The organism is Leisingera sp. S2M4, assembly GCF_055398055.1.
In genome coordinates this window covers 859990-883358 of the sequence record NZ_AP040861.1, presented here as the reverse complement: position 1 = coordinate 883358, position 23369 = coordinate 859990, and the positions used below count along the sequence as shown (strand labels likewise).

The following is a 23369-nucleotide window of genomic DNA, read 5'->3' as shown; positions in this document are numbered from 1 at the left end:
CTGATGGGATTAGGGGTTAGACCGGCGCGGTGAAGCGCATGACATGGGCGGCAAGCTCAATCTGGCCGCCCGCAAAATCGCCGCCCTCAGCGGTCAATTTGATGGGGGTGTCAGACCAAAAGACCTCGGGCGTGCTGGGGCCAACAAAGGTGGAGCCTTGGCCGGTCCACAGCCCGTTAGAAAACCGGGTTTCCTGCCCGCTCAGCCCAACGGCAAAGGTGGATAGCGTGCCTGAAAGCGCGGTGGTGACCGTGCCCGAAACAGCCAGCAGAATGGACCGCTCGGGAATGTCCAAACTGGTGGTGTTGCTGCTGCCTGCGGTGACCGTATGGCTGACCGAAAGCACGTCCTGCGCGGTGGTGGCGCCGTTTGCGGCAGCGGCCACAATGATGGGCTGCCATTCGGTGCCGTTCCACACAACCGGCTTGGCTTGATCGGCAATCCATGCGCGGAACCCGGGCAGCGGCGTCACGAACCGCCAGCCGCCATTAAACCAATGGGCGATTTTGCCATCCTCACCGGACCAATCGCCGGTTGTCGAGGCGGGCAGGAAATAGCAGTCGCTTTCCTGCGGGGATGACGGCGGCGCGGTGGTCGTTGCGGATTGCAGCACCAGATTGGTCAACGCGTCCAGCGTGGTCAGCGCCTCATTCACGGTGACATGCTTTTGCGACTGTGCGGCCTGAAGGAAAGGGATTCCCAGTCGGGTTGAGGTATCAGCCATTAAGTTCACCTTTCTTAGCTAGGTCTGCAAAATCATCGTCGTGGTCCCACTCGCCCCGGGGGATGGCGAGGCGGGCGCCGTTGGCGCAGTGATGGGCCGCCTTGGCCTCGGCGCGTTCGGCGTTCAGCCGCGCGGTTTCGGGGCATTTTGTGCTCGGGTCGGCAAGGATGGTTGCCCGGGTGACGCCCTCGGGGGGCAGCCAGCCGGGGCGCGGGGAGTCCAGATCGGGCACCGGCGAGGGCAGCGGTTTGCCTGTGCGGGCGCTTCTGCCACGGGCAGCGCCGGTTTTCGCCTCAGGCCCGCACAGGGCGTTCAGCGAAAGCGCCGCCTCAATGCGCGCCTTGAAATCGGGGTTTTTCAGGCGGGTGGCTGAGAACACGGCCAAGGTGGTTTCAATGCCCTCGCCAGCCACCACAAGGGGGCAATAGGGCTTGGACAGAACCACGGGCTGCCCCCAGATTTCACCGGTGCGGCCCTTGAATTTCTTGGGTACTTTGGTGCCATCGGCAAACCGGGCGCGGCCACGGGCCGGGTCAAAAGGGTCAATCCAAGTCAGATGTACCCCCACCAGACGCTTGCGCCCGATAAAGCCGACCATGGCCGGACCGCGATGCACAACCCGGGGGTTCCCGTTATCGTCACCCTCATAACAAGGCAAATCAGGGTGATAGCGCAGCGTTGGGGGCAAGCCCCCGATGGCGGCCACGTTGATGCCCCGGCCTTGTTCAAGATAGGCGATCAGCCCGGGGTGGTTTTCGTAAGCTGCTTTCCAGATGCGGAACGCCTTGGAGATGCCCCGTTCCGCCAGTTCTTGGGCTTCATTTTCGGCCTGCCGCTGGCGGGCCTCAGATTCCGCCTTGAACCGGGCAATGCGGGCCGGGTCTGCAGTGCGGTCAATGCCGCCGTGATCTGCTAGCGCCCGCACGGCGGCGGTGAAGGTGATGCCGTCTCGCGCCATGAGGTAATCAATCACCGAGCCTTTGGCGTTGCAGCCAAAGCAGAAGAATTGCCCCCCGTGCCCTTTCGGTTCGGTCACATGGAATGAGGGCGTTTTCTCACCGTGAAACGGGCAAGGCGCCCAATAGTCGCCGCGCTTGAGATTGGTTTTGCGCGTGTCCCAAGTCACGGTTTGCTCAACAATCGCGCGCAGGGAAACCCGGGCTTTTACCTCATCTGACAGGGCCATCGGGTCAGGCTCCGTCAGCGCCGGTCAGGCCGAGCTTCTCCGCCATCTGGAAAAACAACCCCTCGGCAGTAACAGGGTGAAGGCCGGACAGATTGAGGGTTGCCGGGCGCGGAACGTCATCAATGACCGGCCAGTGTCCAGCGCCGGGCAATAGCGCTTCCTTTTCAATGGCCAGCATTTCAAGGTCGCAACGCTTGACCCATTCAGGCGCGGTTTGCGTCAGGTTGAACCGCGCGGCAATTGCTGCTGCCATGCGCGCCTCGAGGCGCTGGTAATCCGGCAGATGCGCCTTGAGCGGGCTTGTCACATCGCCAAGATACGCCTCGGCGGCGTCGTGCATCAGGATATCGCGCGCGATATCGCGCAGGTGCGGGTCGCTGTAGATATCGCCTGCTGCGTGGATCTCGAACAGATGCACACACAGAACCGAATGCTCGGCCACGGAATAGAACATACTGCCAAACCCGTTGAACCGTGCGATGCGGGACAGGGCGCGGGCAATGTCCGAAAAATGGATTTCCGCCGGGTTCGGGTCGACCAAATCCATATAGCAAGTGCCGGTCCAGATTGAGGCGTCTGCCACGGTGGTGGGGGTGGTTTTGAAAGCGCTCATTTGCTTCCACCATCGGGGCGAGCGTCCGCTTTGTCGGATTTCAGTTGCTTGAGTTGCGCATCAAGGCGCTCCTCAAATTCCACCATCATGGCGCGCTTGATGGCGGCGGCGCTGGTGGCGACAAGCTCCACGCTGCCGGAAACCGAATGGCCGTAGAGGCGCCGGTTCACCGGGCCAAAACAGGCGGCAAACCCGTTTTTGGCGGCACGGATGTGGGCGGTGATGGTTTCGGTGCCGTCAAGTTTGTCTATGTTGATCTCTACCCGGCGGGTCATGGTGTTCTCCAATCAGGTTTCGCTTTCGGGGGTGGGGACGGGGGCGCGGTCAAAGACGTGAACGCGCGAAAATTCGGTGAGCGTGATGCCTTCCCGGGCGGCGGCAGTGGCGGCGCGCTTCTGTGCCGCCAGATCGCAGGCAGGGGCATGGCAAATCCACAGGATGGCACCGCGCAGGTATTCGGGCAGGCCGGGAATGGCGCCCGGCAGAACCGGGAAGCCGACCCCTTGCCGGGGCGGTACCAGCCCGCAAACCTCACACTTGGCGGTCATCCGGCGTGTCATGCGGCGCGCTCCGCATGGGCCAGCACTTCCAGCGCCACGGCGACAACCGCCTTGCCGGAGCGGGCGGGCAGCTTCATTTTCCGCTCGAGGGCTTCAAAGCCGGTGCCCTTGCCGCAGACTTCCTCAAGCGCGGTCAGCAGGCGTGGCGGCAGGCTTTGCATGATTGCCGCATAGGCATCTGCCGTGGCAGCTTCGCGGGCCAAATAGATCATCTGAAAATCACGGGCCGTGCGCAGATGGTCCAGCGTGATCAGGTCTTGTTTCTGGCGCAACAGCGCCTCAATCGGGGTGGAACGCTGCACCGGGGCGGGCAGAAATGCGCGGCGCTCGGGGCTGGGCGCGGGATGCGCGGCGATTTCGGCCCGCACGCATTCAATCGCCGTGTCGGTGGATTTGAATTGACGCACCTTGCCCCCGGTCGGGCCAATTGGAGTGAGCCAGCCGAATGCGAGGGCGGCAAGCACCACATCACGGCGCAGTGAGGTTTTGGTTTCACCGGCAGCCGTGACAGCGGCGGCGGGCATATCGCCTGCCAACAGCAGGCCGTCAGAGCGGCTCAGAACATGCAGGGTGGCAGCAAATTCCGAGGCGGTTTGTTCGGCGGTGAGGCCAAGGGCAGCCAGAATTGTTGCGCGCGACACGGCAGGTTCAGCGGGGGCGCTGGCGTTGGTCCGGCTTTCCTCAAGCGCGGCCAGCAGCTTTTCCCATTCGGGGTGGTCGCGCAGTTCCTCAACCTTTCGGATGCGCCGCAGGACCGTTGACGGCTCGCAGCCCTCAGGCGCCGCGATTTCACGCATGGACCGCCCGTCAACGACGTTTTGCAGATAAGAGGAAAGGGCCTTGGGGGCGATGGCTAGACCGGTCATGGCTCAGCCTCCAAAGAGATCAGGTTGGGGGGTGTCGTCACCGGTGCCAGCGGGGGCACCGGTCAGCTTTTCGGGGTCGAAATCGGGCAGCCGGGAACGGATGTGCTCGGCATATCCGGGGTCGCGCTCAATCAGGTGGCACTCACGCCCTTCCATCGCGGCAGCCCAGCCGGTGGAGCCGGACCCGGCGAACATATCCAGCACCCGCCCGCCGCGCGCGGTGGTCAGCCGAACCAGCCACCGCATAAGTTCCTGCGGCTTGACAGTCGGGTGTGTTGATCCGCAACGCTCGGCTTTAGTGGCTTTGCCCGAATAGAAGAAACGGGCCATGCTTTGGGTGGCGGTCTTGTGGCCGGGCACCGGCTCTTGCGGGAAATTGGCAATAACCTCGGCGCTGCCGTCATGGCAGATGTTGGCAGGCCAACGGCCTTCCGCATGGGGTTCGGCGCCATCCCGGGGCCTGTTGTCCGGCCCGTAAACGCTATTGCTGCGCGCGCCAGTCCCTTGGACTGAGGCATATTTTTGCGCCAACTGGGCGTCGGTTGCAGGAATGCGCGCCGCGTCGATATTCAAACCGCCGGTGCCGGTGGCCAGATATTGCCGGGCAACCGATCCTGCGGACAGCGGCTTGCGCGCCAAAACGATTGGCTCAAATCCCGGCTTTAGGGCGGTGCCAAAGCCTTCCCACTGGGCAGCCTCAGGGGTGGCAGCGCTGCTGTGGAAGTAATCGCCACCGGTCATGCCATCGGTGAAAATCGCACCGCCGCCTTGCTTGGATCGGCCTTTTTTCTCGCCTGCCGCGCGCTCAGCGCCCAAAAGTTTGTCAATGTTCTTGGCTACATCGTGGCTCTTGGGAAAACCCGAGCCATAGAGCCACGCCAGCAGCGGCGCGTCAGCGGCGGCAAACGCGCGGGCCAGCGCTCCGATTTGCTCGGGTTCCAGACTGTCGAGAAACAGCGTCCATGCAGGTGATGCGCCGTAAAGGTTCTGAATGCAGTCCCGAAGCTCAAAACCGGCCTGTTCAATAGCCACGGCCATGTGATGATAAGTGCGGGAATGGTTGAAAGCGACCACGTGCCCGCCGGGTTTCAGCACCCGCAGCGCAGCGGCCCATGTTTCCGGGCGAAAGGCGATATCGCCGCCGTCCCACGTTTTGCCCATGAAGCCCTTGGATGAACGCTGAAACAGCCCGTCAGTGCCGTGCTTGGCTTGCGCGGCGCCGTCGCCGCCAAAGCGCTTCACAATGGATGTGAGGTGATAAAGCGGGTCGGTCACGATGGCGTCAAAATGCGCCTCGGGTAGACTTGCCAGAACCTCAAGGCAGTCACCCTCATGCAGTGTCAGGGAACCCATCACGCGGCCCTCCCTTCCATGCCGGTGCGGGCCATTAGGCCCGCGAAGGGTGCAAGCTCTGCGGCGGCCCACGCGCGGCCAGCATTGGTGATGCGGAGCGAGGGCTGAATCTGTCCGGTGGCTTCAATGAACCCATGTTCCCGGGCGGTTGTGACCGCGAGTTGCAGTTCAATCGGGTCATAACCTGCGGCGGCCATAAGGGTGGAGCCGGTTTCCGTGTGCTCTTGCACAGCGGCCAGAAAGCGGAGCAGCGGAGGGTTACGCATGGCTCACCGCCTTGACCTGCGCCAGATAGGTGGTGACGCCCAGAACGCGGATGGTCCGGCACAACTGCGCCATGGACGGCGTGGCGATCAGCTTGCCGCCCTGTTCGTCGCGGTGAACGCCAAGCAGGCCCTCGCCAATCAGGGCGAGGATTTCGCAGGCAGCTTTTTCCGGCTCAATCGCCATAAGTTCGGCGTACCCGGCTGCTGCCTCGGCGGTCATTTCGCCGTGCATGGTGAGGCCGCCGATCAGCACCAGCCGGAACGGTGCCGTTTCTGTTTGCGGGCAAATCGTCTGAGTGTCTGCGCTCATTGGTTGGCTCCCGTGTGTCGGTGATGCCAACCGTTGTGCCACCGCTCTTCCCGGGAGCGTGACGGTCAAAAGAGTTGAAAAACTCTCATATTTTGCAGTGCCTTACCAGACTGGCGGGGAAGTTGCCAAAGCTGAAGATCATGCTCAGAATTGGGAAATATTCTCAACATTGGGTAGGCACGAAAAAAAGGGCCGGATGGGTTATCCGGCCCTTTTCTGGCGATCATGGTTGCAGGTTGGTCAGGCGCTCTTTGCCAGTTCTTTGACCCGGAAGAACGGACGGCGGCATTCGATGACTTGGAACACCTCGCCCCTTTGGTTCTCGGTGACAGGCCCGGCAGCGTGGGCGTTCAGATCGGCGCGGCGCAGCCACGCTACAAAGCCCGGCGGCATGAGGGCAAACACGCGCTCGGCGCCTGCGCGCTCGCAATGCTTGATCAGGTCAACGGCGTTTTTTCTGAGGGCGTCAATCCGGGTGCGGCGTGGCAGCCCGGGGTCGGCGGTGAAGCGAGTGGCTTCAAAGGATGTGCGTTCCGTGCTGGCGGCGGGGATAATGCCCGGCGGGATGTTTGGCAGGCGGCCCAGCGTGGCATCCCGTATCATGTGGCTAAAGGTTGGACCGGAATAATCGCAGGGCAGCACGCGCGATGCGGTCAGAACCCGGCCCTTGTCATGGGTGATGATGTATTTGGTGAGCGGGGTATCATATTGATCCCACTCAACCTGCTCGGTATGGGGCACATCCCATCCCTCTACATCGACAAAGGCCCGTTTGCGCACCTTGAGGTGTTCAAACCAGAGCGGGCCGTGCAGGTGAATGCTGCTCCAGTCGCAAATGATTGTTTGCATTTGGTTCTCCAAATCGTGTTGCGCAACACAACTTGGGGGCGAAAGGGCAAAAAATTACAAATCCGTCGTGACGCCCGCAACAGCACAGATATGGACAACAGCGAGAAAGTTACTCACGCCAAGTGTTGCCTCAATACGGCGCTTGCGCAGCTTTATGGTGTCCTCGCTTTTCTCAAAGTAGTGGGCCACTTGGCTGGCGCGCATCCCGTGGGCAAAGAGCGCCACCAATTCACGCTGTTCATTGTTGAGCATCAAGGCGTTGCAGGCCAGCCGCTCAAGGTGGGATTTGTGCAGTATTCGGGCAGCTTCCGCCCGTGCGGCCTCGGAAAGCTGTTTCGTGCCTGCATAGCTGACAATCATTCCGCTGCCAGCAATCTGGCTGGACATGGAAACCCCGTGGTGCATACCAAATTCGCGGGCGGTGGACATGACCGGGTTTGCTGTACCGCTGTATTCGGCCCAGTCAAACACAATGGCACGGGGCGCGCAGGCCCGCACCACCGGATCAAGTTTCAGCCAGCCTTTTTTCTGGTAAATCTCCTGAAACTCGGCGGGGTAGTTGGAGTAATACCCAACTTCACCCTTGGCGAAGTTTCCGAAGCCAACCGTGCAAAGCTCTTCAGATACGGCAAGCAGCGGGCTTGTGCTGTATTCGTCCATAATTCGCATTTGGCACCTCTCACCATGATCACCGATTACGTCCTCCCACAGCAATGGGAAACTCGCCAATAATGGGGAGTTTACCAGCATAATGGTAGAATGCAACCTTTAGAGGTGTGGCAGGGTGTCGGGAGGCGCTATTTCGCGAGGTTCGACGTGTATAGAGACAAGCTCCTGACTATACTCGAAAAGCTTAACGATGCGCAGGCGTTTAGCCTGCATTCTTTTCTTCATCTGCAATCTGTAGATCGGGAAATTTCTCCCGTAGGTATTCAAGCGCCTCACGCGCCTGATCTTCCCCAAGCCCGTGAACCATCCCGTACAGTTCGTTCCTGATTTCGGATACCGGGTTCTCAGCGTCGAGCATTGATACGCTATGCAGACCAAGGACTTTGCATATGCGCTCGAGCGTATCGTATTTCGGCTGGGTGTCACTGCTCAACATCGTGTTGACGGTGTTCTTGCTGAACCCGGCAGCAATGGAAAGGGGGGAGTCCTTCCAACCTTTAAAGGCCATGATCGCCCTGAGGTTCTGCTTGCGCCGCTGCCAAACGCGCTTTTGCTCCTCTTTGTCTATTCCGGGCATTTTCTACCGTCTGTGTGTGTTTCCAACTCTACCGCAAGCATAGCGGAATGCAGCAGGCGGGAAAGCTACCAAAAAGGTGAGAAAAGTAATTGCAATTAGGTAAAATACCAATAGATTGGTACTTAGCAGCTTAAAGTAGAGCGCTGCGAGGTGAATCCATCCTGCGAGCGAGCGTCACGAAATGAACGCACAAGGCAACACTGACGAGTTTGAGGGCAAATCCCTTAGCCACGTCATGCAGGAAGTTGAGCGCCGCTATTTTTGCTATGCACTGAACAAGGCCAACGGAAACAAAGCTGAGGCGGCCCGGGTGGCCGGTATGAGCTATCAGACCTTCACCCGAAAACTCGGGCTGCTGGATCTGCGGGTGACTTACCATGCTGAGTGAGCGCGAGAAGCACTTTCGACGCGCTCTTGAAGGCGCTGCGCAGTTGGTTGCCATGTATGGCGATGAGTTTCTGCCCGCGTTCATTCGCATAGAGGAAGAACTTGAGGCACTGGCGGGCAAATCTTCGGCGGCGGTGAGGGCAATGGAGCTTGCTAAAAAGATCAGCCGCGCCGCTTAAAGCGCAATCAGTTCCAATGCCTCACGACGGCCCACCAGTGCGCCGCCCTCGCCGTAGTTCGGGCGCTTGTACTCATGCCCCAAAATATCAGCGCGCACCCGGTCATCAACCTTTGCGGCTAATAGCGCGTCTTCGACATAGTGGCGCATCGAATAGGCCACATGTTTTGGCGTCTCTTTCAGGCCGTTATTCTCAAGGTATTTATTGACCAAGGCCGACCACGAATTTGCTTTGTGCTGATAGCGCTTGATGCCTTCCCGGTCCACGATGCGGCGGGCAGCCTCAAGGGAAACGCCAGTCAGGGGCATATCGCGTTCGGTGTGCTCAACCTTGATCTCACGCCCATTCTCGCGCACGCGCAAGTGCGGGACATTGTGCGTCAGAACAAAATCCTCAAGCGGGGCATCGGTAATCTCGCTGGGGCGCAGGCCGGTGTTGACAGTCATCAGAAAAATATCGCGTGCCTCATCGTTGAGGCCACCCAGCGCCCCCGGTGCAAGCAGCTTATTCTTGACCCAATCGCGAGAGAACGGCGGAGTCTTGGTCTTCTTGCGTCCGCGCACCTCGAACCAAAGCTTTGAAAAGGGGTTGGCGAGACCAACATTTTTCAAGGTGGTCCAAGTGTTCCACATCTCGGACAGGTGGCCAAAGTCCTTGTTGGCTGAATCGGGTTTCAGGCCGCCCTCAACGCGAACCCGCCACCAGTCACGGAACCGGAGCGCGTCATCCCGGCTAATTTCATTGATCGGCATGGCAATCGGTATGTTCCGGCCATCCCGCTCAGCGACCACATCCAGAAAGTTATTCACGGCGCGGTCGCGCGGCTGGCGCCACCGCTTTAGCTGCTGCTCGGTCTTTTTCAGATGGCGGGTGCGGGTCAGATCATAATACTCATCCCGCACTTCTGTGAGCGTGGGCAACACCTCGGGCACCGTGCCAATCACAGCCTGCGCGGCGGCCTTGCTTGTGAAATTTTCGCCTGTCACAGAGATAATGCGCTCGGCGAGGTGCGCCGGGTCACCAGCCACCAAAGTCGTGAGCGGAAGGTAAGGGTAGCCCCGGGCCTGCGCCAGCTTTTTGGCAGCCTCATAGTGGGCACGGGCACTGGCGTGGTCAGCGGCGGCCAAAGCTTCCCATTCTGCCATTCGGGCGGCCTCAACCTGCGCCGCTTTCAGCTTTGCTTCAGCTTTGTTGTCAGTGTGCAGAGCTTGCCGTACCTGAGTGACCGGTTTGCCGTCTGCGCCCAGCACTAGGCCAGCAAACCGCTTTGGCACCCGCTTGACCCAGTAGAAGCGGCCCCGGTCATTCACGACGCCCAAGTGCAGCCCCTCATGTGAGAATGGCGGAAAGTTGCAGAATGGCGAAGGTTAGGCCAATGGCGTTGAATGTGCCTACAACCACGCAAAAGAGCGTTATCGCGATATTGGCGGCACGCTCCCTCCGGCTGGGGTTTCGGTTGTGTCGCGGCCTAAGCCCCCGGTCATCCATCCTCAATCTCCAAGCGCTGCCCGATGGTCAAATGTTGCGGGATTTGTTGCGGGAAATGTTGCGGGATGCTCAACTTCAGGTCAAGTGGGTGTTTTCCGGCTTTCTGTTAAGTTGTTGATTTGATTTGATAAGATGCGAAAAAGCCCGATGCTGAAAGCATCGGGCTTAGAATTCTGTGGCTGGGGTGGTAGGATTCGAACCTACGATACACGGTACCAAAAACCGCTGCCTTACCACTTGGCTACACCCCATCGGTGAGGCGCTGTCTAAAGTTTGTTTCGGGGGCGTGCAAGAGGTTTTTTGAAAAAAAGTACGTCTTTTTGACCTCTCACTGCGTTCCAGGCGAAGAAACCTGTGGAAAACTCCTTTCGGCGGGCGCTGGGGTCAAAAGAGTTCGTATATTCCGTGTGTTACGCAACTTTTGGTCGCGTCGTTCGCGCGCTCGGCAGCGGTTCGGAAGTGGTTGAATGTGCGCAAAGATGCGAAGGCGGGCGCGGAATGCGTTCGTTGCCTCGCTAGCGCGCCATTAGAGGTTCTGCCGCTTCGGAAACCGGCGGCAAGACCCGCGTCGTCAGGGGCGCGCAGCGACTGCAAAACCACCGTTCAAGGCACGTACCGCGACTGCAGGAGGGCTGCTGCGGCTGGCCATGCGTTCCAGGTTGACGATGGTGGAGAGCATCAGCCGGTCGTGGCTCCAGTCTCCGGGCCGTTGAAGCAGAACCGCGGTTGCCAGCACAAAGACGGTCATCGCGGCGGACACCAGGGTCCAGCCAAAGGCGGCTGGCGCTTGCGGCTGGCGGGCGGTCACGGCAATGATGCGCCGTTGCAGCGAGGCGCCACGGCGGGTTTCGCGTCTGTCGACCAGTGCCACGACCGGGCTGCGATGGGTGAAGAGGGTTTGGCCACGCGCGGCCTTGGCGCAGGCACGTATCAAGCATTCGCAATAGGCGCGCACATCGAACTGCGGCCGCGCCATCAGCGCTTGATCGCAGGCAAATTCGCGCAGCAAGCGGACCTCGCGTCGCCACAGATAGAAGGCAGGATTCCAAAACAGAAGCGGCCGCAGCATTTCCAGCAGGAATTCACATTCGATGTCACGCTGGCGAAAATGCTGCAGCTCGTGCGCGATGGTCAGCCTCAGGTCGTGGGGCTCGTGCAGCAGAGCGGTTGGGAGCACCACGTAACGTCGCCACAACCCGCGTGTGGAATAGGCGACCCTGTTGCGGTCGGAGACCAGCAATTGCACCCGGCCAATCCGCTTCCAGACGAAGGCGTCGGTCAGGTTCCGGTGCAGGCGCCACACTGACAGGGCCACATGCACGAAACACAAAAGAGCCCCCGCGGCGAAGGCGGAGACGGCTAGCTGCGCCCAGATTGGCTGCAGGCTGCTGAGATCCCGCACGAAGTCTTCGCGCAAGCCGAGGAGATTCTCGAACTCACCCGCGCTCATGCGAACGTTGCCCTGCAGAAACTGCGAGACCATGAGGTCGGAGAAATTGGGCGGGTGGGGAAGGACGAAGGTGGTGAACGCGAGGAGGAGGAACGGCGAACAGGCCAGCAGCAAGGTCATTCCGTTCAGCAGGCGCAGCTGCGGTCGGTAGGCACGGGCGAGCCTGCTGCGAGACAGAAGCCTGCGTGCCGAGAGCCACAGCACGGTTCCCGCCAGCAGCAGAATGTTCAGATCTATGTAGGCATTCAGCAGAACATCAGTTCGCATTTTCCCCCAGCCTTTCCTCCAACAGCGCCCGCATCTCCTCGAGCATCTCATCGGTCACATCCTCGTCATCGACCAGCCGTGCGACCATGGCCGCGGGCGCGCCGTTGAAGAGCTTGCTCGAAAGGTTTTTCAGAGATGTTTTCTGATACTCTGCCTTGGGAACGGCCGGGCGGTAGACCAGCGAGCGGTCCTTGCGCTCACTGCTGAGAAAGCCCTTTTGCTCCATGATCTTCAGAACCGTGGCGACCGACGTATAGGCGCGCTCCTGAACTTTGTTCAGCTCCGCCAGGATTTCCCTGACAGTTCCGCCGCCCATGTCCCAGACAACCGTCATGAATTCCAGCTCGACTTCGGTCAGCAGGGAATTTTGGTGTTTCTTGCGCATCTGGGGGAGGGTCCGGTCAATTTTCTGAGGTTCAGGTCATGTTAGGGGAAGGGGGTAACGTTGCAAACTATTTTCTTAGGAGAGTGGGGGTGTCCTGAGGGGATGCCCTCAGGACTGTTTGCAGGCGCTCTGAACTGGCCGATATCAGACCTTCCAGAAACAGAAGATGCCCCAGGCGATCGACAGGCCCAGCGGCCACCAGAGCGGCATCCCTACGAGGCCCAGCCAGGCTAGGAAGATGTAGGAGGTGCCGAGTAGGCTGATGAACAGCCGGTCGCCCCGGGTGGTGGTGAGGCCGAGCACGCCCTTGCGGGCAGCGCCGCCGGGGTGCCGGATCTCGGCCACGATCAGAATGCCGATGGCGGTAAAGATTCCGATGAACAGCAGTGCAGTGGGCCAGGTCCAGGCCATCCATGAAAGCATCACACCCTCCCCATCGCGAAGCCCTTCGCGATGTAGTTGCGGACGAACCAGATCACGATGGCGCCCGGAATGATTGTCAGAGTGCCCGCTGCCGCCAGCAGGCCGAGTTCATAGCCCGCGGAAGACGCGGTCTTGGTCATGGTGGCGGCGATCGGCTTTGCGGCCACCGCGGTCAGGGTTTTGGCGAGCAGTAGTTCCACCCAGGAGAACATGAAGCAGAAGAAGGCTGCCACGCCCACGCCTGCCTTGATCGAGGGCACGAAGATCGTCGCGAAGAAGCGCGGGAAGGAATAGCCGTCGACAAAGGCGGTCTCGTCCAGCTCCTTGGGCACGCCGCCCATGAAGCCTTCGAGGATCCAGACTGCGAGCGGGATATTGAAGAGGCAGTGCGCCAGTGCCACCGCAAGGTGGGTGTCGAACAGCTCCACCGCGGAGTAGAGCTGGAAGAACGGCAGCGCGAAGACCGCGGCAGGCGCCATCCGGTTGGTCAGCAGCCAGAAGAACAGCTGCTTGTCGCCAAGGAACCGGTAGCGGCTGAAGGCATAGGCTGCCGGCAGCGCCACCGCCACCGAGATCACCGTGTTGATCGTCACGTAGATGATCGAGTTGATATAGCCCCAGTACCAGCTGGGGTCGGTGAAGATGGTGGCGTAGTTCTCCAGCGTGAAGGTCTGCGGGAACAGCGAGAAGCCCGACAGGATTTCATTGGTCGTCTTGAAGCTCATCGCCACCAGCCAGTAGATCGGCAGCATGAGAAACAGGATGTAGACGATGGGGACGATGGATCGTTTCTGCATCGGTCTCCCTCCCTTTAGTTCAGGTCGTCCTTGGTCATCAGCGTGTAGAACAGCCAGCTGACCAGAAGCGTGATTGCGAAATAGATGAGCGACATGGCGGCTGCGGGTCCAAGGTCGAACTGGCCGAGCGCGATCTTCACCAGGTCGATCGACAACAGCGTGGTCGAGTTGCCGGGGCCGCCGCCGGTGAGCACGAAGGGCTCGGTGTAGATGTTGAAGCTGTCCATGAAGCGCAGCAGGATCGCGATGGTCAGCACCGTCTTCATCTTCGGCAGCTGGATGAAGCGGAACACCGCCCAGTTGGAGGCGCCGTCGATCTTGGCCGCCTGGTAATAGGCGTCGGGGATCGACACGAGGCCCGCGTAGGCCAAGAGCACCACCAGCGAGGTCCAGTGCCAGACGTCCATGGTGACAATGGTCACCCAGGCCGCGACCGGATCCTGCGTCATGTCATAGGAGATGCCGAGCACGTGGTTCAGGAAATAACCCAGAAGGCCGATGTCGGGCAGGGTGAAGATGTTCCACATTGCGCCGACCACGTTCCACGGGATCAGCATCGGCAGTGCCATCAGCACGAGGCACACCGGCACCCAGAAGCCCTTGCGCGGCATCGACAGCGCAATCGCGATGCCCAAGGGCACCTCGATGATCAGGATCAGGAAGGTGAACAGGAACTGGCGGCCAAGCGCCGCGTGGAAACGGTCAGAGCGCAGGATCTGCTGGAACCAGTCCAATCCTTGCCAGAAGAACACGTTGTCGCCGAAGGTCTCCTGCACCGAGTAGTTGACCACCGTCATCATCGGGATCAGCGCGTTGAAGGCGACCAGCGCCAGCACCGGCAGCACAAAGAACCAGGCTTTCTGGTTTTCGGTTTTCATCATGCCACTCCTTCGATTGCGGCGGGGGTGCCGGCGGCGGGCACGGTGGCAAGCCAGCCGTCCACGTAGAGCCGGGTCATGTCCTGGCGGAAGGCGAGATGCACGGCGCTGCCCTTGGCGGGTGCGGCGCCTTCGGTGATTGCGTTGATGCGCTGGCCCGCGGCTTCGCATTCCACCACCGTGTGGCGGCCGATGTCAGAGACCTTGGTGACCGTGGCAGGCAGGCCGCTGTCAGACAGCGTAACGAACTCCGGGCGGATGCCGATCTCGGTGTTGCCTTCCGCCGCGCCCTGAACGGGACCTTCCAGCGCCACCGGCTGGCCGCCGAAATAGGCGGTGCCGCCTTGCAGTTCGCAGGGCAGGATGTTCATGCCCGGCGAGCCGATGAAATGGCCCACGAAGGTATGCGCGGGCCGTTCGAACAGCTCCACCGGGGTGCCGATCTGCACCACCTCGCCGAGCTGCATCACCACCACCTGGTCGGCAAAGGTGAGCGCTTCGGTCTGGTCGTGGGTGACGTAGATCATCGTCGCCTTCACCCGCTGGTGCAGCTCCTTCAGCTTGGAGCGCAGCTTCCATTTCAGGTGCGGGTCGATCACGGTGAGCGGCTCGTCGAACATCACCACGTTCACGTCCTCGCGCACGAGGCCGCGGCCCATGGAGATCTTCTGCTTGTTGTCGGGGCTGAGACCGGCAGCCTTCTGGTCCAGCATTTCGGTGACTTCCAGCATTTCGGCAATGGCCATGACGCGCTCGTGCACGACCGCCTCGTCGCGGCCGCGGTTCCTGAGCGGGAAGGCGAGGTTGTCGTAAACGCTCATCGTGTCGTAGATCACCGGGAACTGGAACACTTGGGCGATGTTGCGCTGATCCGGGGGCAGGGCGGTGACGTCCTTGCCGTCGAACAGGATCCGGCCCTCGGAAGGCACCAGAAGCCCCGAGATGATGTTGAGCAAAGTGGATTTGCCGCAGCCCGAGGGGCCAAGCAGCGCGTAGGCGCCGCCATCGGTCCAGTCGAGGTCGATTTCCTTTAGCGCGTAGTCCGAGTCGGACTTGGGCGCGGGAAGATAGCTGTGACGCAGCTTTGAGAGAGTGATTTTAGCCATTATTGCCTCACGCCGCGCGGCTGCCGTCAGGGGCAAAGAAGTAGGCCTGCGCGGGGTCCATGTAGAAGTCGTGCAGCTCGCCGACGCGGTAGGGGTGCACGCCGGGGGCGAGCGAGACCCAGCTGCCGGTGCCGATGTCGAAATGCGCCGAGCTTTCGGAGCCGGAGAGCTCGGTCACCTGCACCTGGCCCGAGAGCTGCACATGCGCGCCGTTGTGCTGCACCGGCAGCACGTGGTGCGGGCGGATCGCGATGGTGTAGGTGCCATCAGAAAGCCCCGCGGCCGCGGCGGGCAGCTCGAAGGTGACGCCTGCGCCCATGCGGGCGGTGCTGCCCTGCTTGGTGATCTCGGCGGTGTTGATCGGCGGATCGGAGAACACACGCGCCGCATCGACATTGCCGGGGTTGCGGTAGATCTCCGCGGTGGGGCCGAACTGGGTCACGCGGCCGTCAGCCATCAGCGCGGTCTTGCCGCCCAGCAGCAGCGCCTCTTCCGGTTCCGAGGTGGCATAGACCACCACCGCGCCGCGGCCCGCAAAAAGCTCGGGCAGCTGGTCGCGCAGCTCCTCGCGCAGCTTGTAGTCGAGGTTGGCGAGCGGCTCGTCCAGGAACACCGCGCGGCTTTCCTTGGCAATCGCGCGGGCCAGCGCGCAGCGCTGCTGCTGGCCGCCGGACAGCTCGTGCGGGCGCCGGTGCAGCATCGGCTTCAGCTGCAGGATCGCGGCCGCTTCCTCGACCCGGCCCTCGATCTCCGACTTGGCCATGCCCGCCACCTTCAGGGGCGAGGCGATGTTGTCGTAGACCGTCATGTGCGGGTAGTTGATGAAGAACTGATGCACCAGGCTGATGTTGCGCTTCTGGGTGCTCAGGCGGCTGACGTCCTGGCCGTCCATCAGCACCTGGCCGCTGGCCATCGGGTCGAGCCCGGCCATCAGTTTAATAAGAGAGGTTTTCCCGGAGCCGGTGGCGCCGAGGAGAACGTTGAAGTGACCGGGTTCCAGCACCAGGGAGGTTTCCTTGATATGCTGAATCGCGCCGACGCGCTTGGTCACACCCTTGAGTTCGAGTGCCATCTTGCTTTGACTTTCCGGCAGGAGGCCTGTTTCACGCGCCGAAAGCGGCCGCGCAGTCTTTTCGTGGGGGAGAGCGGGGAGGTGGCTGCGACAGCGGGGAGAACCGCCGCAGCCTTGGGTGGGATGGCCGGGCGACAGGCGCCCGGCCATCCCGTCGAGAGCGGCGTTACTGGGTCTGCCAGCGGGCAACCAGCTCGTCATAGTTGACGGTCTTGCCCTGCGGCTTCTCGTTCTCCAGCTTCGGCTTGGCGCCGCCGTTGGCGAACCACCATTCCGCATCCTTCTCTTCGTTCAAGCGGGGGCCGCAGCCGCCGTAGACATTCGCCTGCTCGTCTGCGCGCTGCATACGGGCCATGGTGATGTCCATTTCTTCGGCCAGACGGTCCATCGCTTCCTGCGGCGTGAAGGCACCGGAGTTCACGTCACCAATCTGCTGCCACCAGATCTGGGCCAGCTTCGGATAGTCAGGCACGTTGATGCCGGTCGGCGACCAGGCGGTGCGATCCGGGGACCGGTAGAATTCCACCAGGCCGCCCAGTTTGGGCGCGCGTTCGGTGAAGCTCTCGTGGTTTACGGTCGAGTCGCGGATGAAGGTCAGACCAACGTGGGACTTCTTCACGTCCACGGTCTTGGAGACGACGAACTGGGCATAGAGCCAGGCAGCCTGAGCGCGATCCAGCGGTGTCGAGTTCAGGAAGGTCCAGGACCCCACGTCCTGATAGCCAACCTTCTGGCCTTCTTCCCAGTAGGGGCCATGCGGGCTGGGTGCCATCCGCCACAGCGGGTTGCCGTTCTCGTCAACGGTGTTGTTGCCTTCGGAGCGCGGCTTCACCATGTCGGCGGTAAAGGCGGTGTACCAGAAGATCTGCTGGGCGACGTTGCCCTGTGCCAGTGCGGGCAGCGACTGGTAGAAGTCATAGGACGCAGCGCCCGGGGGTGCATATTTGCGCAGCCATTCGTCCCACTTGCGGATCGCATAGACCGCTGCCGGGCCGTTGGCAGCACCGCCGCGGGTGACGCTGGCGCCAGCCGGGTTACAGGAGCCTTCCTCCATCCGGATGCCCCATTCGTCGATCGGCACACCGTTCGGCTCACCTTTCGAGCCGGCACCTGCCATCGACAGCCAGGCATCGGTCATGCGCCAGCCGAGGTCGGGCGCGCGCTTGCCGTAATCCATGTGGCCATAGATCGCGGTGCCGTCGATTTCCTTCACATCTTCAGAGAAGAACTCGGCGATGTCCTCATACGCGGACCAGTTGACCGGGACGCCCAGGTCGTAGCCGTACTTTTCCTTGAAGGCGGCCTGCAGGTCTTCGCGGTCGAACCAGTCCTTGCGGAACCAGTAGAGGTTCGCGAACTGCTGGTCGGGCAGCTGGTACAGGTCGCCATCCGGACCAGTGGTGAACTGGGTGCCCATGAAGTCGTCGAGGTCGAGACCGGGGTTGGTCACCTCCTTGAAGTCGCCTTCCATCATGTCGGTCAGGTTGTAGGCGAGCTGCAGGCGAGAGTGGGTGCCGATCAGGTCGGAATCGTTGACATAGGCGTCATAGAGATTCCGCTTGGTCTGCATTTGCGTCTGCACCGCCTGAACGACCTCGCCTTCGCCCAGGATCTGGTGGTTCACCTTGATGCCGGTGATTTCTTCAAATGCTTTGGCAAGCACTTCCGATTCATAGCTGTGCGTGGGAATGCCCTCGGACAGCACGTTGATTTCCATGCCTTTATAAGGTTCGGCGGCCTTGATGAACCACTGCATCTCTGCCAGCTGTTCGTCTTTGGTCAATACCGAAGGTTGAAATTCCTCATCGATCCATTTCTTGGCTGCCATTTCATCGGCATAACCAATCGATCCCGCAACCACCGCACAAACGGCTGCTGCGGACAAAAGATACTTGCGCATCTTTTCCTCCCTGAAAGTCACTTAAGGCCAGTTGTGCATTGGCTGCACCTGACTGTAACAGAGCTTTCATATCTGGAGATATCTTGTCAAACTAAATTTTTAGTAACTTGTAGGGTATTGATTTTAGAGAATATATTTGTGCAAAAGGTCGTGCCGCAAAGCAGCTTGATCTCGCCGCATCGCAGCGTTTCCAAGGTGACCTAAGGGCATTTCGCAACAGAGCGCCTGCGCAGAAAACAGTCGCCGTGCCATGTCTTTGCGGCTAAGGAGGCGGCATGAGAAACGACGAAACATTCGAGATTTTCCTGACCGTTGCGCCAGGGCTGGAACAGGCCTTGCTGGACGAGGCAAGGGAGCTGGGGTTTGCCGCGCCCAAGGCGGTGCCCGGAGGGGTGACGGTGCAGGGCGGCTGGAGTGAGGTCTGGCGGGCCAATCTTTCCTTGCGCGGTGCAGCGCGGGTGCTGGCACGGATCGGTGAGTTCCGTGCCTTTCACCTGGCCCAGCTGGACAAGCGGGCCCGAAAATTCCCCTGGGGTGAGGTGCTGCGTGCGGATGTGCCGGTGCGGGTGGAGGTTGCGACCAATCGCAAATCCAAGATCTACCACGCCGGTGCGGCTGCACAGAGAGTGGAAAAGGCCATCGCCGAAACCCTGGGCGCGCCGATCACCAGGGACGCAGCGGAGGCGGCGCTGACCGTCAAGCTGCGGATCGAAGACAATCTTTGCGTGTTCAGCGTCGACACATCGGGAGAGGGGCTGCACAAGCGCGGCCATAAATCGGCGGTCGGAAAGGCTCCCATGCGGGAGAACCTAGCGGCTCTGTTCCTGCGCGAATGTGGCTACACGGGCAGTGAGCCGGTGGTCGATCCGATGTGCGGCTCCGGGACCTTCGTGATCGAAGCGGCCGAAATTGCCGCCGGGATGCTGCCGGGACGCAATCGCCATTTTGCGTTCGAGCAGCTTGTGAGCTTCGACCCCGCCTCTTGGGAAAACATGAAGCAGCAGGGGGTCGCCCGGGCTGTGGATCAGGTATTTCAGGGCTCCGACCGCAACGCGGGCGCTGTCCAGATGGCTGCCGCCAATGCCGAACGGGCGGGAGTTGCCGAAAACACCCGGTTCCTTCAGGCCGCGGTCAGCGATTTGCAGCGCCCGGCTGGCCCACCGGGGCTGGTCATCGTGAACCCGCCTTATGGAGCGCGGATCGGCAACAAGAAACTTTTGTTCGCCTTGTATGGCGCGTTGGGGCAGGTCCTGAAAGAACGGTTCTCCGGCTGGCGGGTGGGTATCGTCACCTCCGACACGGCCCTCGCCAAAGCAACCCAGTTGCCATTTCTGCCATTCGGGCCGCCGGTTGCCCATGGCGGGCTCAAAATACGTCTCTACAAGACAGATCCGTTGCCTTGAGCGGCGGACGGTCCTGAAAAGAGCACGTTGCAAGAGACGAAAAAGGGCGCCATTGGCGCCCTTTGGTTGTCTGATCTGCCGTCATTACCGGATCAGACGATATCCTCGAGCAGAACCTCGCTGCCCTCGGTGCCGCCACCGGGCATTGTCCCGCCCACAGGCTGGTTCATCAGGGCCAGGATATCGTCCGTGTTCGGCCCGTCGGTCGCGCCGTCCTGGCTGCCGGGGAAGAGGTCCGCTAGATTGGCATCGTACCAGTTGCTCAACCCCTCTCCGGTGACACCGCCGTTGGCATAAGTGTCGCTGCTGCTGGCCGCAACCGCCGGGTCGTAGCCACCTTCCAGAACCTGCTGGCTGCCATCCGGGTTGCTGATCACCAGTGACATGCTGCTGAGGTCGATATCCTCCAGCGACAGCGGCTGGCCGGACCACAGCGTGAAGCTGGCGTCATGCACCGCGCCGTCCGTGCTGTCCGGTGTCTGCCCGAATTGGACCATCGCGTCGAAGGTGTCCGGGACAGTCGTGCCGTCGGACAGCGCGTTGACCGAATTGGCATTGGCCTCGTGTCCGGTGACGGGCAGGGCGTTTTCATCCGGATAGAAGTGGAGGTCGTCCATCACCGCGTCATCCGTGAAGTTGAAGAACAGCCCGTCGATGTCAGCGACTTCGCTTTCCCAGCTGGTGGGTTTCATCTTGATGAACAGATGGCCTTCGGTGGTTTGTTGAACCTCAACCGTGACGCTGGGATCGCCGTCGCCGCCGATTTCGAACGAGACGGTCTGTTTGCCCGGTTCAGTCGGGGTGTCGGAGCCACCCGTGCCGCCGGAACCGCCCGTACCATTGGAACCGCCCGTGCCGCCGGAACCGCCCGTGCCGCCGGAACCGCCCGTACCACCGGAGCCCCCTGTACCACCGGAACCGCCCGTGCCGCCGGAGCCACCCGTGCCGCCGGAACCACCCGTACCGCCGGAGCCGCTCGTGCCGCCGGAGCCACCCGTGCCGCCGGAGCCGCCCGTACCGCCGGAGCCGCCCGTACCGCCCGTGCCGCCGGAACCGCCCGTGCCGCCGGAATCGCCCGTACCGCCGGAGCCACCCGTACCACCAGAGCCACCCGTGCCATCGCTGCCGTCCGCGTGGCGCTCCCACCACCAGTGCTTCTTGTCTCCACCGCGGCCGGTGCCGTCACCGTCGCGGCTGTCGGCGGTCCCCTTCGTACCACCAGAACCCGCGTCGCCATGCCGGTCCTGATCCCACCATTTCTTGTGCGCTTTGCCTTTCCAGGCAAAGTGGTCAGACAGGTTGCTGTCGTACCAGCGGCCAAAGTCTCCGCCCTGTACGCCGCCGTTGTGGTAACTGTCACCGCCGCAAGCTTGCTTGCCGCTCCATCGCGTAAATCCCCAGCCCATGTATGCTCCCAAAAATAAACAAACGTGGTCGAACCGCTCAATTCCAGTGGGTCCGCCCCGACAGGGAATTAATGGAAATGGTGAGCAAGCGGCAGTTTTTCGAAAAATTCCCGCCAAATTTTTGCAATTCAGAGAGGTCCTGGAAACAACTTTGGCCTGGAGGGCGCTTTGTTTACTGTTTGCAGTCACCTGAAACAGCGGAATCGGCGGGTCTGAACCGGATTGCGCCAAGAATTCTTCGGAATATCGCCTTCTTTGTTTTCTATCTGCTACCGCGTTCCCGGGGAAAACGCCGCAGAACAGGTTTTCTGGCGCAGAAAGAGAGCAGGGCATGGCAGACGGAAAATTTGATGAACGCTTGACCTATATTGCCGAGGCGGCACGCGCGGTATTGGGGGCCGAACCTCAGAAGATTTCCACGCCGGGCGGAAAGTCCCGCTCCTCGATGCGGCTGCACTATCCGGACCGAACGGTAATCGCGACCCTGCGGGCAAACTTTCGGCGCACACATCTCGAGGCTTATGTGCTGGAGCAGTTGGCCCCTCATTGCGACGATATTCCACGCGTTCTGGGGGTACACGATGATGTGCTGTTTCAATCGGATACCGGCGAAACCCGGCTGAGCACGGAAATCATTGAACATGATCCCGAAGACCGGCTGGAGCTTGCGGCGGAGGCCTGTGCGGCGATTTTCCGTATTCAGGCCGCGGCCCGGAAGACGAGGTTGCACGAAATGCTGCCGCATCTCGGCGCCAATCGCGATTGGATTGCCAATTTTGTCGGATCGGTTGATGCGCTGGAACCCTATTCAATGGGCGTTCCCGATAGCTTTGATGTCTCGGGCGTCGCCAGTTTCGTCGAGCGTGCCGGGGTCCAGTTTCTCAAGTGGGACTGTCGCGCGGGCAACGCGGCGATCGGTGCGGATGGCTTCGTGCGCTGGTTCGATTTCGAGTATGCGGGACTGCGCCACGGTGCCGAGGATTTTGCCTGGTTGATCGGAGATGAGACCTGGCCCATCGCGCCGGACAAGATGGCTGACATCATGATCGACACCTTCGACCCAGGCTGTGGCCACGACATTGCCGACTACCTGGAATACCTGTCAGCCTATACCGCCTTGCACTGCGTCCAGCGCCTGCAACTGATCCAGAAAGAGGTCAGGAAACGCGGGTGGCTCAGCCAGGAGCGGGTGCGTCGCCTAGATGATGCCGGGGTGCACCCGGCGTTTGCGGCACAGCTCTGCCGGACTGGGGCTTACTTCTCGGCCCAATGTCGCCTGACGGCCCCTCTGAGCCGCAATTTCGAAGCGGCCAGCCGGGCCTTCCGGGCCATGGCCGAGGGCTAATGGCCCGGCTGTTTTGACGTTGGGTTCGACTTTCCGCTGCGGGCTTCAGGTCGCTATGCTCAGCGGGACGGACAACAAAGGGAGCCGGGATGCAGCAGGCAGAGGACTTTCGGACGGAGAGCCGCGAACTGGCGAACATCCTGGCGGATCTGCCCGAAGCAGCCTTCCATGAGCCGACCCAGTTCAAGGGGTGGACCATAGACCATGTTCTGGGGCATTTGCATCTGTTCAACGCAGCTGCCGAGGCAGCACTGCGTGGGGCGGATGCGTTTTCATCTTTCATTGCCCCGGTGCAGCGTGACATGCAGGCTGGAAAGTCCATTCTGGAGTGTCAGTTTCCTTGGCTGGACGGGCTGTCCGGCCGCGCCTTGCTGGAGGTCTGGCAAAAGGGGGCGGAAGATTGCGCGGATGCGTTTGCCACAGCTGACCCGAAGCAACGTCTGAAATGGATTGGCCCGGATATGAGCGCGCTCAGCTCTGTCACGGCGCGTCAGATGGAAACCTGGGCGCATGGCCAAGAGGTGTTCGACCACCTCGGGCTCGTGCGGTGCGAAAGTGACCGCATCCGCAACATCGTGCATCTGGGGGTGGTTACCTTTGGCTGGAGTTTCCGCAATCGCGGCCTGACGATACCAGAGCCGCCACCCCATGTGCGGTTGACCGCTCCGTCCGGTGCAATTTGGGACTGGAATGCGCCTTCGGATGGGAGCGCCGCAACGTCCACGATTGCTGGCTCCGCGGTAGAGTTCGCTCAGGTGACAACCCAGGTGCGCAACGTGGCGGATACGGATCTGCGCGTCCTTGGGGAGCCTGCAACAACCTGGATGCGGATCGCCCAATGTTTCGCAGGTCCGCCGGAGGATCCGCCGGAGCCGGGGACACGGTTCCGGGTGTCAGTGCGATAGGCGAT

27 protein-coding genes and 1 tRNA gene are annotated in these 23369 nt (G+C 61.2%); 5 read left to right on the top strand and 23 right to left on the bottom strand.

Annotated elements, in window-relative coordinates:
* Positions 1-16: 16 nt before the first annotated feature.
* From ACZ52D_RS04280 to ACZ52D_RS04225, 12 genes are all read right to left on the bottom strand, one after another.
* Positions 17-724 (bottom strand): DUF2793 domain-containing protein, encoded by a 708-nt coding sequence (locus ACZ52D_RS04280; protein WP_464442657.1) that lies wholly within the window; start codon positions 722-724, stop codon positions 17-19.
* Positions 717-1910, bottom strand: a complete 1194-nt coding sequence (locus ACZ52D_RS04275) for a CHC2 zinc finger domain-containing protein (protein ID WP_464442656.1) — start codon at positions 1908-1910, stop codon at positions 717-719. The genes ACZ52D_RS04280 and ACZ52D_RS04275 overlap by 8 nt, the downstream gene beginning before the upstream one ends.
* A 4-nt stretch (positions 1911-1914) precedes the next feature.
* Positions 1915-2523, bottom strand: a complete 609-nt coding sequence (locus ACZ52D_RS04270; RefSeq protein ID WP_464442655.1) for an HD domain-containing protein — start codon at positions 2521-2523, stop codon at positions 1915-1917.
* Positions 2520-2798, bottom strand: a complete 279-nt coding sequence (locus tag ACZ52D_RS04265; RefSeq protein ID WP_464442653.1) for a hypothetical protein — start codon at positions 2796-2798, stop codon at positions 2520-2522. Before ACZ52D_RS04265 ends, ACZ52D_RS04270 begins: the two co-directional genes overlap by 4 nt.
* Before the next feature lie 12 nt (positions 2799-2810).
* Complete coding sequence (locus ACZ52D_RS04260; protein WP_464442652.1) at positions 2811-3083, bottom strand: hypothetical protein; 273 nt, start codon at positions 3081-3083, stop codon at positions 2811-2813.
* On the bottom strand, positions 3080-3949 hold the full coding sequence (locus tag ACZ52D_RS04255; protein ID WP_464442651.1) for a DUF6456 domain-containing protein: 870 nt from the start codon (positions 3947-3949) through the stop codon (positions 3080-3082). Before ACZ52D_RS04255 ends, ACZ52D_RS04260 begins: the two co-directional genes overlap by 4 nt.
* A gap of 3 nt (positions 3950-3952) precedes the next feature.
* Complete coding sequence (locus ACZ52D_RS04250; RefSeq protein WP_464442650.1) at positions 3953-5302, bottom strand: DNA methyltransferase; 1350 nt, start codon at positions 5300-5302, stop codon at positions 3953-3955.
* Complete coding sequence (locus tag ACZ52D_RS04245) at positions 5302-5568, bottom strand: hypothetical protein (protein WP_464442649.1); 267 nt, start codon at positions 5566-5568, stop codon at positions 5302-5304. The genes ACZ52D_RS04250 and ACZ52D_RS04245 overlap by 1 nt, the downstream gene beginning before the upstream one ends.
* Positions 5561-5878: a hypothetical protein gene (locus ACZ52D_RS04240; protein ID WP_464442648.1), complete on the bottom strand. Its 318-nt coding sequence runs from the start codon at positions 5876-5878 to the stop codon at positions 5561-5563. Before ACZ52D_RS04240 ends, ACZ52D_RS04245 begins: the two co-directional genes overlap by 8 nt.
* Positions 5879-6118: 240 nt before the next feature.
* On the bottom strand, positions 6119-6739 hold the full coding sequence (locus ACZ52D_RS04235; RefSeq protein WP_464442647.1) for an acyl-homoserine-lactone synthase: 621 nt from the start codon (positions 6737-6739) through the stop codon (positions 6119-6121).
* A 42-nt stretch (positions 6740-6781) separates the two neighbouring features.
* Positions 6782-7387 (bottom strand): helix-turn-helix transcriptional regulator, encoded by a 606-nt coding sequence (locus tag ACZ52D_RS04230; RefSeq protein ID WP_464442646.1) that lies wholly within the window; start codon positions 7385-7387, stop codon positions 6782-6784.
* A gap of 211 nt (positions 7388-7598) precedes the next feature.
* Complete coding sequence (locus ACZ52D_RS04225) at positions 7599-7973, bottom strand: helix-turn-helix domain-containing protein (protein WP_464442645.1); 375 nt, start codon at positions 7971-7973, stop codon at positions 7599-7601.
* Between the two features lie 181 nt (positions 7974-8154).
* Here ACZ52D_RS04225 and ACZ52D_RS04220 point away from each other — a divergent pair, with 181 nt between their 5' ends.
* Complete coding sequence (locus ACZ52D_RS04220; RefSeq protein WP_464442644.1) at positions 8155-8361, top strand: helix-turn-helix domain-containing protein; 207 nt, start codon at positions 8155-8157, stop codon at positions 8359-8361.
* A complete protein-coding gene (locus ACZ52D_RS04215) occupies positions 8351-8539 on the top strand; it encodes a hypothetical protein (RefSeq protein WP_464442643.1) in 189 nt (62 codons plus the stop codon). The genes ACZ52D_RS04220 and ACZ52D_RS04215 overlap by 11 nt, the downstream gene beginning before the upstream one ends.
* Here the strand turns inward: ACZ52D_RS04215 and ACZ52D_RS04210 are convergent.
* The 10 genes from ACZ52D_RS04210 to ACZ52D_RS04165 all read right to left on the bottom strand — a co-directional run bounded on the left by ACZ52D_RS04210 (position 8536) and on the right by ACZ52D_RS04165 (position 18305).
* Positions 8536-9858, bottom strand: a complete 1323-nt coding sequence (locus ACZ52D_RS04210; RefSeq protein ID WP_464442642.1) for an integrase — start codon at positions 9856-9858, stop codon at positions 8536-8538. The genes ACZ52D_RS04215 and ACZ52D_RS04210 overlap by 4 nt on opposite strands.
* Before the next feature lie 345 nt (positions 9859-10203).
* Positions 10204-10278: transfer RNA gene (locus ACZ52D_RS04205), tRNA-Gln, on the bottom strand.
* 320 nt (positions 10279-10598) lie between these two features.
* Positions 10599-11744, bottom strand: coding sequence for a M56 family metallopeptidase (locus ACZ52D_RS04200; RefSeq protein WP_464442641.1), 1146 nt, complete (start codon positions 11742-11744; stop codon positions 10599-10601).
* The gene (locus ACZ52D_RS04195; protein ID WP_222455414.1) at positions 11734-12129 is read right to left on the bottom strand and encodes a BlaI/MecI/CopY family transcriptional regulator; all 396 of its coding nucleotides are present in this window, start codon (positions 12127-12129) and stop codon (positions 11734-11736) included. Before ACZ52D_RS04195 ends, ACZ52D_RS04200 begins: the two co-directional genes overlap by 11 nt.
* A 144-nt stretch (positions 12130-12273) precedes the next feature.
* Positions 12274-12552 (bottom strand): DUF2160 domain-containing protein, encoded by a 279-nt coding sequence (locus ACZ52D_RS04190; protein ID WP_222455413.1) that lies wholly within the window; start codon positions 12550-12552, stop codon positions 12274-12276.
* Positions 12552-13349: a carbohydrate ABC transporter permease gene (locus tag ACZ52D_RS04185; protein ID WP_222455412.1), complete on the bottom strand. Its 798-nt coding sequence runs from the start codon at positions 13347-13349 to the stop codon at positions 12552-12554. Before ACZ52D_RS04185 ends, ACZ52D_RS04190 begins: the two co-directional genes overlap by 1 nt.
* Before the next feature lie 14 nt (positions 13350-13363).
* A complete protein-coding gene (locus ACZ52D_RS04180) occupies positions 13364-14227 on the bottom strand; it encodes a carbohydrate ABC transporter permease (protein WP_420667278.1) in 864 nt (287 codons plus the stop codon).
* Positions 14227-15333 carry an ABC transporter ATP-binding protein gene (locus ACZ52D_RS04175; protein ID WP_464442640.1) on the bottom strand — a complete coding sequence of 369 codons (1107 nt, stop codon included), beginning with the start codon at positions 15331-15333 and terminating at the stop codon, positions 14227-14229. The genes ACZ52D_RS04180 and ACZ52D_RS04175 overlap by 1 nt, the downstream gene beginning before the upstream one ends.
* Positions 15334-15340: 7 nt before the next feature.
* Entirely contained in the window at positions 15341-16405 is a 1065-nt protein-coding gene (locus ACZ52D_RS04170) for an ABC transporter ATP-binding protein (protein ID WP_464442639.1), read from the bottom strand.
* Between the two features lie 166 nt (positions 16406-16571).
* Positions 16572-18305, bottom strand: coding sequence for an ABC transporter substrate-binding protein (locus ACZ52D_RS04165; RefSeq protein ID WP_464442638.1), 1734 nt, complete (start codon positions 18303-18305; stop codon positions 16572-16574).
* Positions 18306-18580: 275 nt separating this feature from the next.
* On the opposite strand from ACZ52D_RS04165, the gene ACZ52D_RS04160 reads away from it, so the two are divergent.
* A complete protein-coding gene (locus tag ACZ52D_RS04160) occupies positions 18581-19708 on the top strand; it encodes a THUMP domain-containing class I SAM-dependent RNA methyltransferase (protein WP_464442637.1) in 1128 nt (375 codons plus the stop codon).
* 92 nt (positions 19709-19800) lie between these two features.
* On the opposite strand, the gene ACZ52D_RS04155 is transcribed toward ACZ52D_RS04160, so the two are convergent.
* Positions 19801-21114: a hypothetical protein gene (locus ACZ52D_RS04155; protein WP_464442636.1), complete on the bottom strand. Its 1314-nt coding sequence runs from the start codon at positions 21112-21114 to the stop codon at positions 19801-19803.
* Positions 21115-21445: 331 nt separating this feature from the next.
* Here ACZ52D_RS04155 and ACZ52D_RS04150 point away from each other — a divergent pair, with 331 nt between their 5' ends.
* On the top strand, positions 21446-22459 hold the full coding sequence (locus tag ACZ52D_RS04150) for a hypothetical protein (protein ID WP_464442635.1): 1014 nt from the start codon (positions 21446-21448) through the stop codon (positions 22457-22459).
* An 89-nt stretch (positions 22460-22548) separates the two neighbouring features.
* Positions 22549-23364, top strand: coding sequence for a TIGR03084 family metal-binding protein (locus tag ACZ52D_RS04145; RefSeq protein WP_464442634.1), 816 nt, complete (start codon positions 22549-22551; stop codon positions 23362-23364).
* Positions 23365-23369: the final 5 nt, after the last annotated feature.

What these genes read in the sequence shown, in the direction of transcription:
- ACZ52D_RS04265 (WP_464442653.1), bottom strand. Translation starts at nt 2,798, where the DNA reads ATGACCCGCCGGGTAGAGATCAACATAGACAAACTTGACGGCACCGAA.
- ACZ52D_RS04225 (WP_464442645.1), bottom strand. Translation starts at nt 7,973, where the DNA reads ATGCCCGGAATAGACAAAGAGGAGCAAAAGCGCGTTTGGCAGCGGCGC.
- ACZ52D_RS04190 (WP_222455413.1), bottom strand. Translation starts at nt 12,552, where the DNA reads ATGCTTTCATGGATGGCCTGGACCTGGCCCACTGCACTGCTGTTCATC.
- ACZ52D_RS04250 (WP_464442650.1), bottom strand. Translation starts at nt 5,302, where the DNA reads ATGGGTTCCCTGACACTGCATGAGGGTGACTGCCTTGAGGTTCTGGCA.
- ACZ52D_RS04185 (WP_222455412.1), bottom strand. Translation starts at nt 13,349, where the DNA reads ATGCAGAAACGATCCATCGTCCCCATCGTCTACATCCTGTTTCTCATG.
- ACZ52D_RS04270 (WP_464442655.1), bottom strand. Translation starts at nt 2,523, where the DNA reads ATGAGCGCTTTCAAAACCACCCCCACCACCGTGGCAGACGCCTCAATC.
- ACZ52D_RS04245 (WP_464442649.1), bottom strand. Translation starts at nt 5,568, where the DNA reads ATGCGTAACCCTCCGCTGCTCCGCTTTCTGGCCGCTGTGCAAGAGCAC.
- ACZ52D_RS04195 (WP_222455414.1), bottom strand. Translation starts at nt 12,129, where the DNA reads ATGCGCAAGAAACACCAAAATTCCCTGCTGACCGAAGTCGAGCTGGAA.
- ACZ52D_RS04240 (WP_464442648.1), bottom strand. Translation starts at nt 5,878, where the DNA reads ATGAGCGCAGACACTCAGACGATTTGCCCGCAAACAGAAACGGCACCG.
- ACZ52D_RS04215 (WP_464442643.1), top strand. Translation starts at nt 8,351, where the DNA reads ATGCTGAGTGAGCGCGAGAAGCACTTTCGACGCGCTCTTGAAGGCGCT.
- ACZ52D_RS04170 (WP_464442639.1), bottom strand. Translation starts at nt 16,405, where the DNA reads ATGGCACTCGAACTCAAGGGTGTGACCAAGCGCGTCGGCGCGATTCAG.
- ACZ52D_RS04280 (WP_464442657.1), bottom strand. Translation starts at nt 724, where the DNA reads ATGGCTGATACCTCAACCCGACTGGGAATCCCTTTCCTTCAGGCCGCA.
- ACZ52D_RS04260 (WP_464442652.1), bottom strand. Translation starts at nt 3,083, where the DNA reads ATGACACGCCGGATGACCGCCAAGTGTGAGGTTTGCGGGCTGGTACCG.
- ACZ52D_RS04200 (WP_464442641.1), bottom strand. Translation starts at nt 11,744, where the DNA reads ATGCGAACTGATGTTCTGCTGAATGCCTACATAGATCTGAACATTCTG.
- ACZ52D_RS04275 (WP_464442656.1), bottom strand. Translation starts at nt 1,910, where the DNA reads ATGGCCCTGTCAGATGAGGTAAAAGCCCGGGTTTCCCTGCGCGCGATT.
- ACZ52D_RS04160 (WP_464442637.1), top strand. Translation starts at nt 18,581, where the DNA reads ATGAGAAACGACGAAACATTCGAGATTTTCCTGACCGTTGCGCCAGGG.
- ACZ52D_RS04255 (WP_464442651.1), bottom strand. Translation starts at nt 3,949, where the DNA reads ATGACCGGTCTAGCCATCGCCCCCAAGGCCCTTTCCTCTTATCTGCAA.
- ACZ52D_RS04180 (WP_420667278.1), bottom strand. Translation starts at nt 14,227, where the DNA reads ATGAAAACCGAAAACCAGAAAGCCTGGTTCTTTGTGCTGCCGGTGCTG.
- ACZ52D_RS04150 (WP_464442635.1), top strand. Translation starts at nt 21,446, where the DNA reads ATGGCAGACGGAAAATTTGATGAACGCTTGACCTATATTGCCGAGGCG.
- ACZ52D_RS04155 (WP_464442636.1), bottom strand. Translation starts at nt 21,114, where the DNA reads ATGGGCTGGGGATTTACGCGATGGAGCGGCAAGCAAGCTTGCGGCGGT.
- ACZ52D_RS04165 (WP_464442638.1), bottom strand. Translation starts at nt 18,305, where the DNA reads ATGCGCAAGTATCTTTTGTCCGCAGCAGCCGTTTGTGCGGTGGTTGCG.
- ACZ52D_RS04175 (WP_464442640.1), bottom strand. Translation starts at nt 15,333, where the DNA reads ATGGCTAAAATCACTCTCTCAAAGCTGCGTCACAGCTATCTTCCCGCG.
- ACZ52D_RS04230 (WP_464442646.1), bottom strand. Translation starts at nt 7,387, where the DNA reads ATGGACGAATACAGCACAAGCCCGCTGCTTGCCGTATCTGAAGAGCTT.
- ACZ52D_RS04220 (WP_464442644.1), top strand. Translation starts at nt 8,155, where the DNA reads ATGAACGCACAAGGCAACACTGACGAGTTTGAGGGCAAATCCCTTAGC.
- ACZ52D_RS04145 (WP_464442634.1), top strand. Translation starts at nt 22,549, where the DNA reads ATGCAGCAGGCAGAGGACTTTCGGACGGAGAGCCGCGAACTGGCGAAC.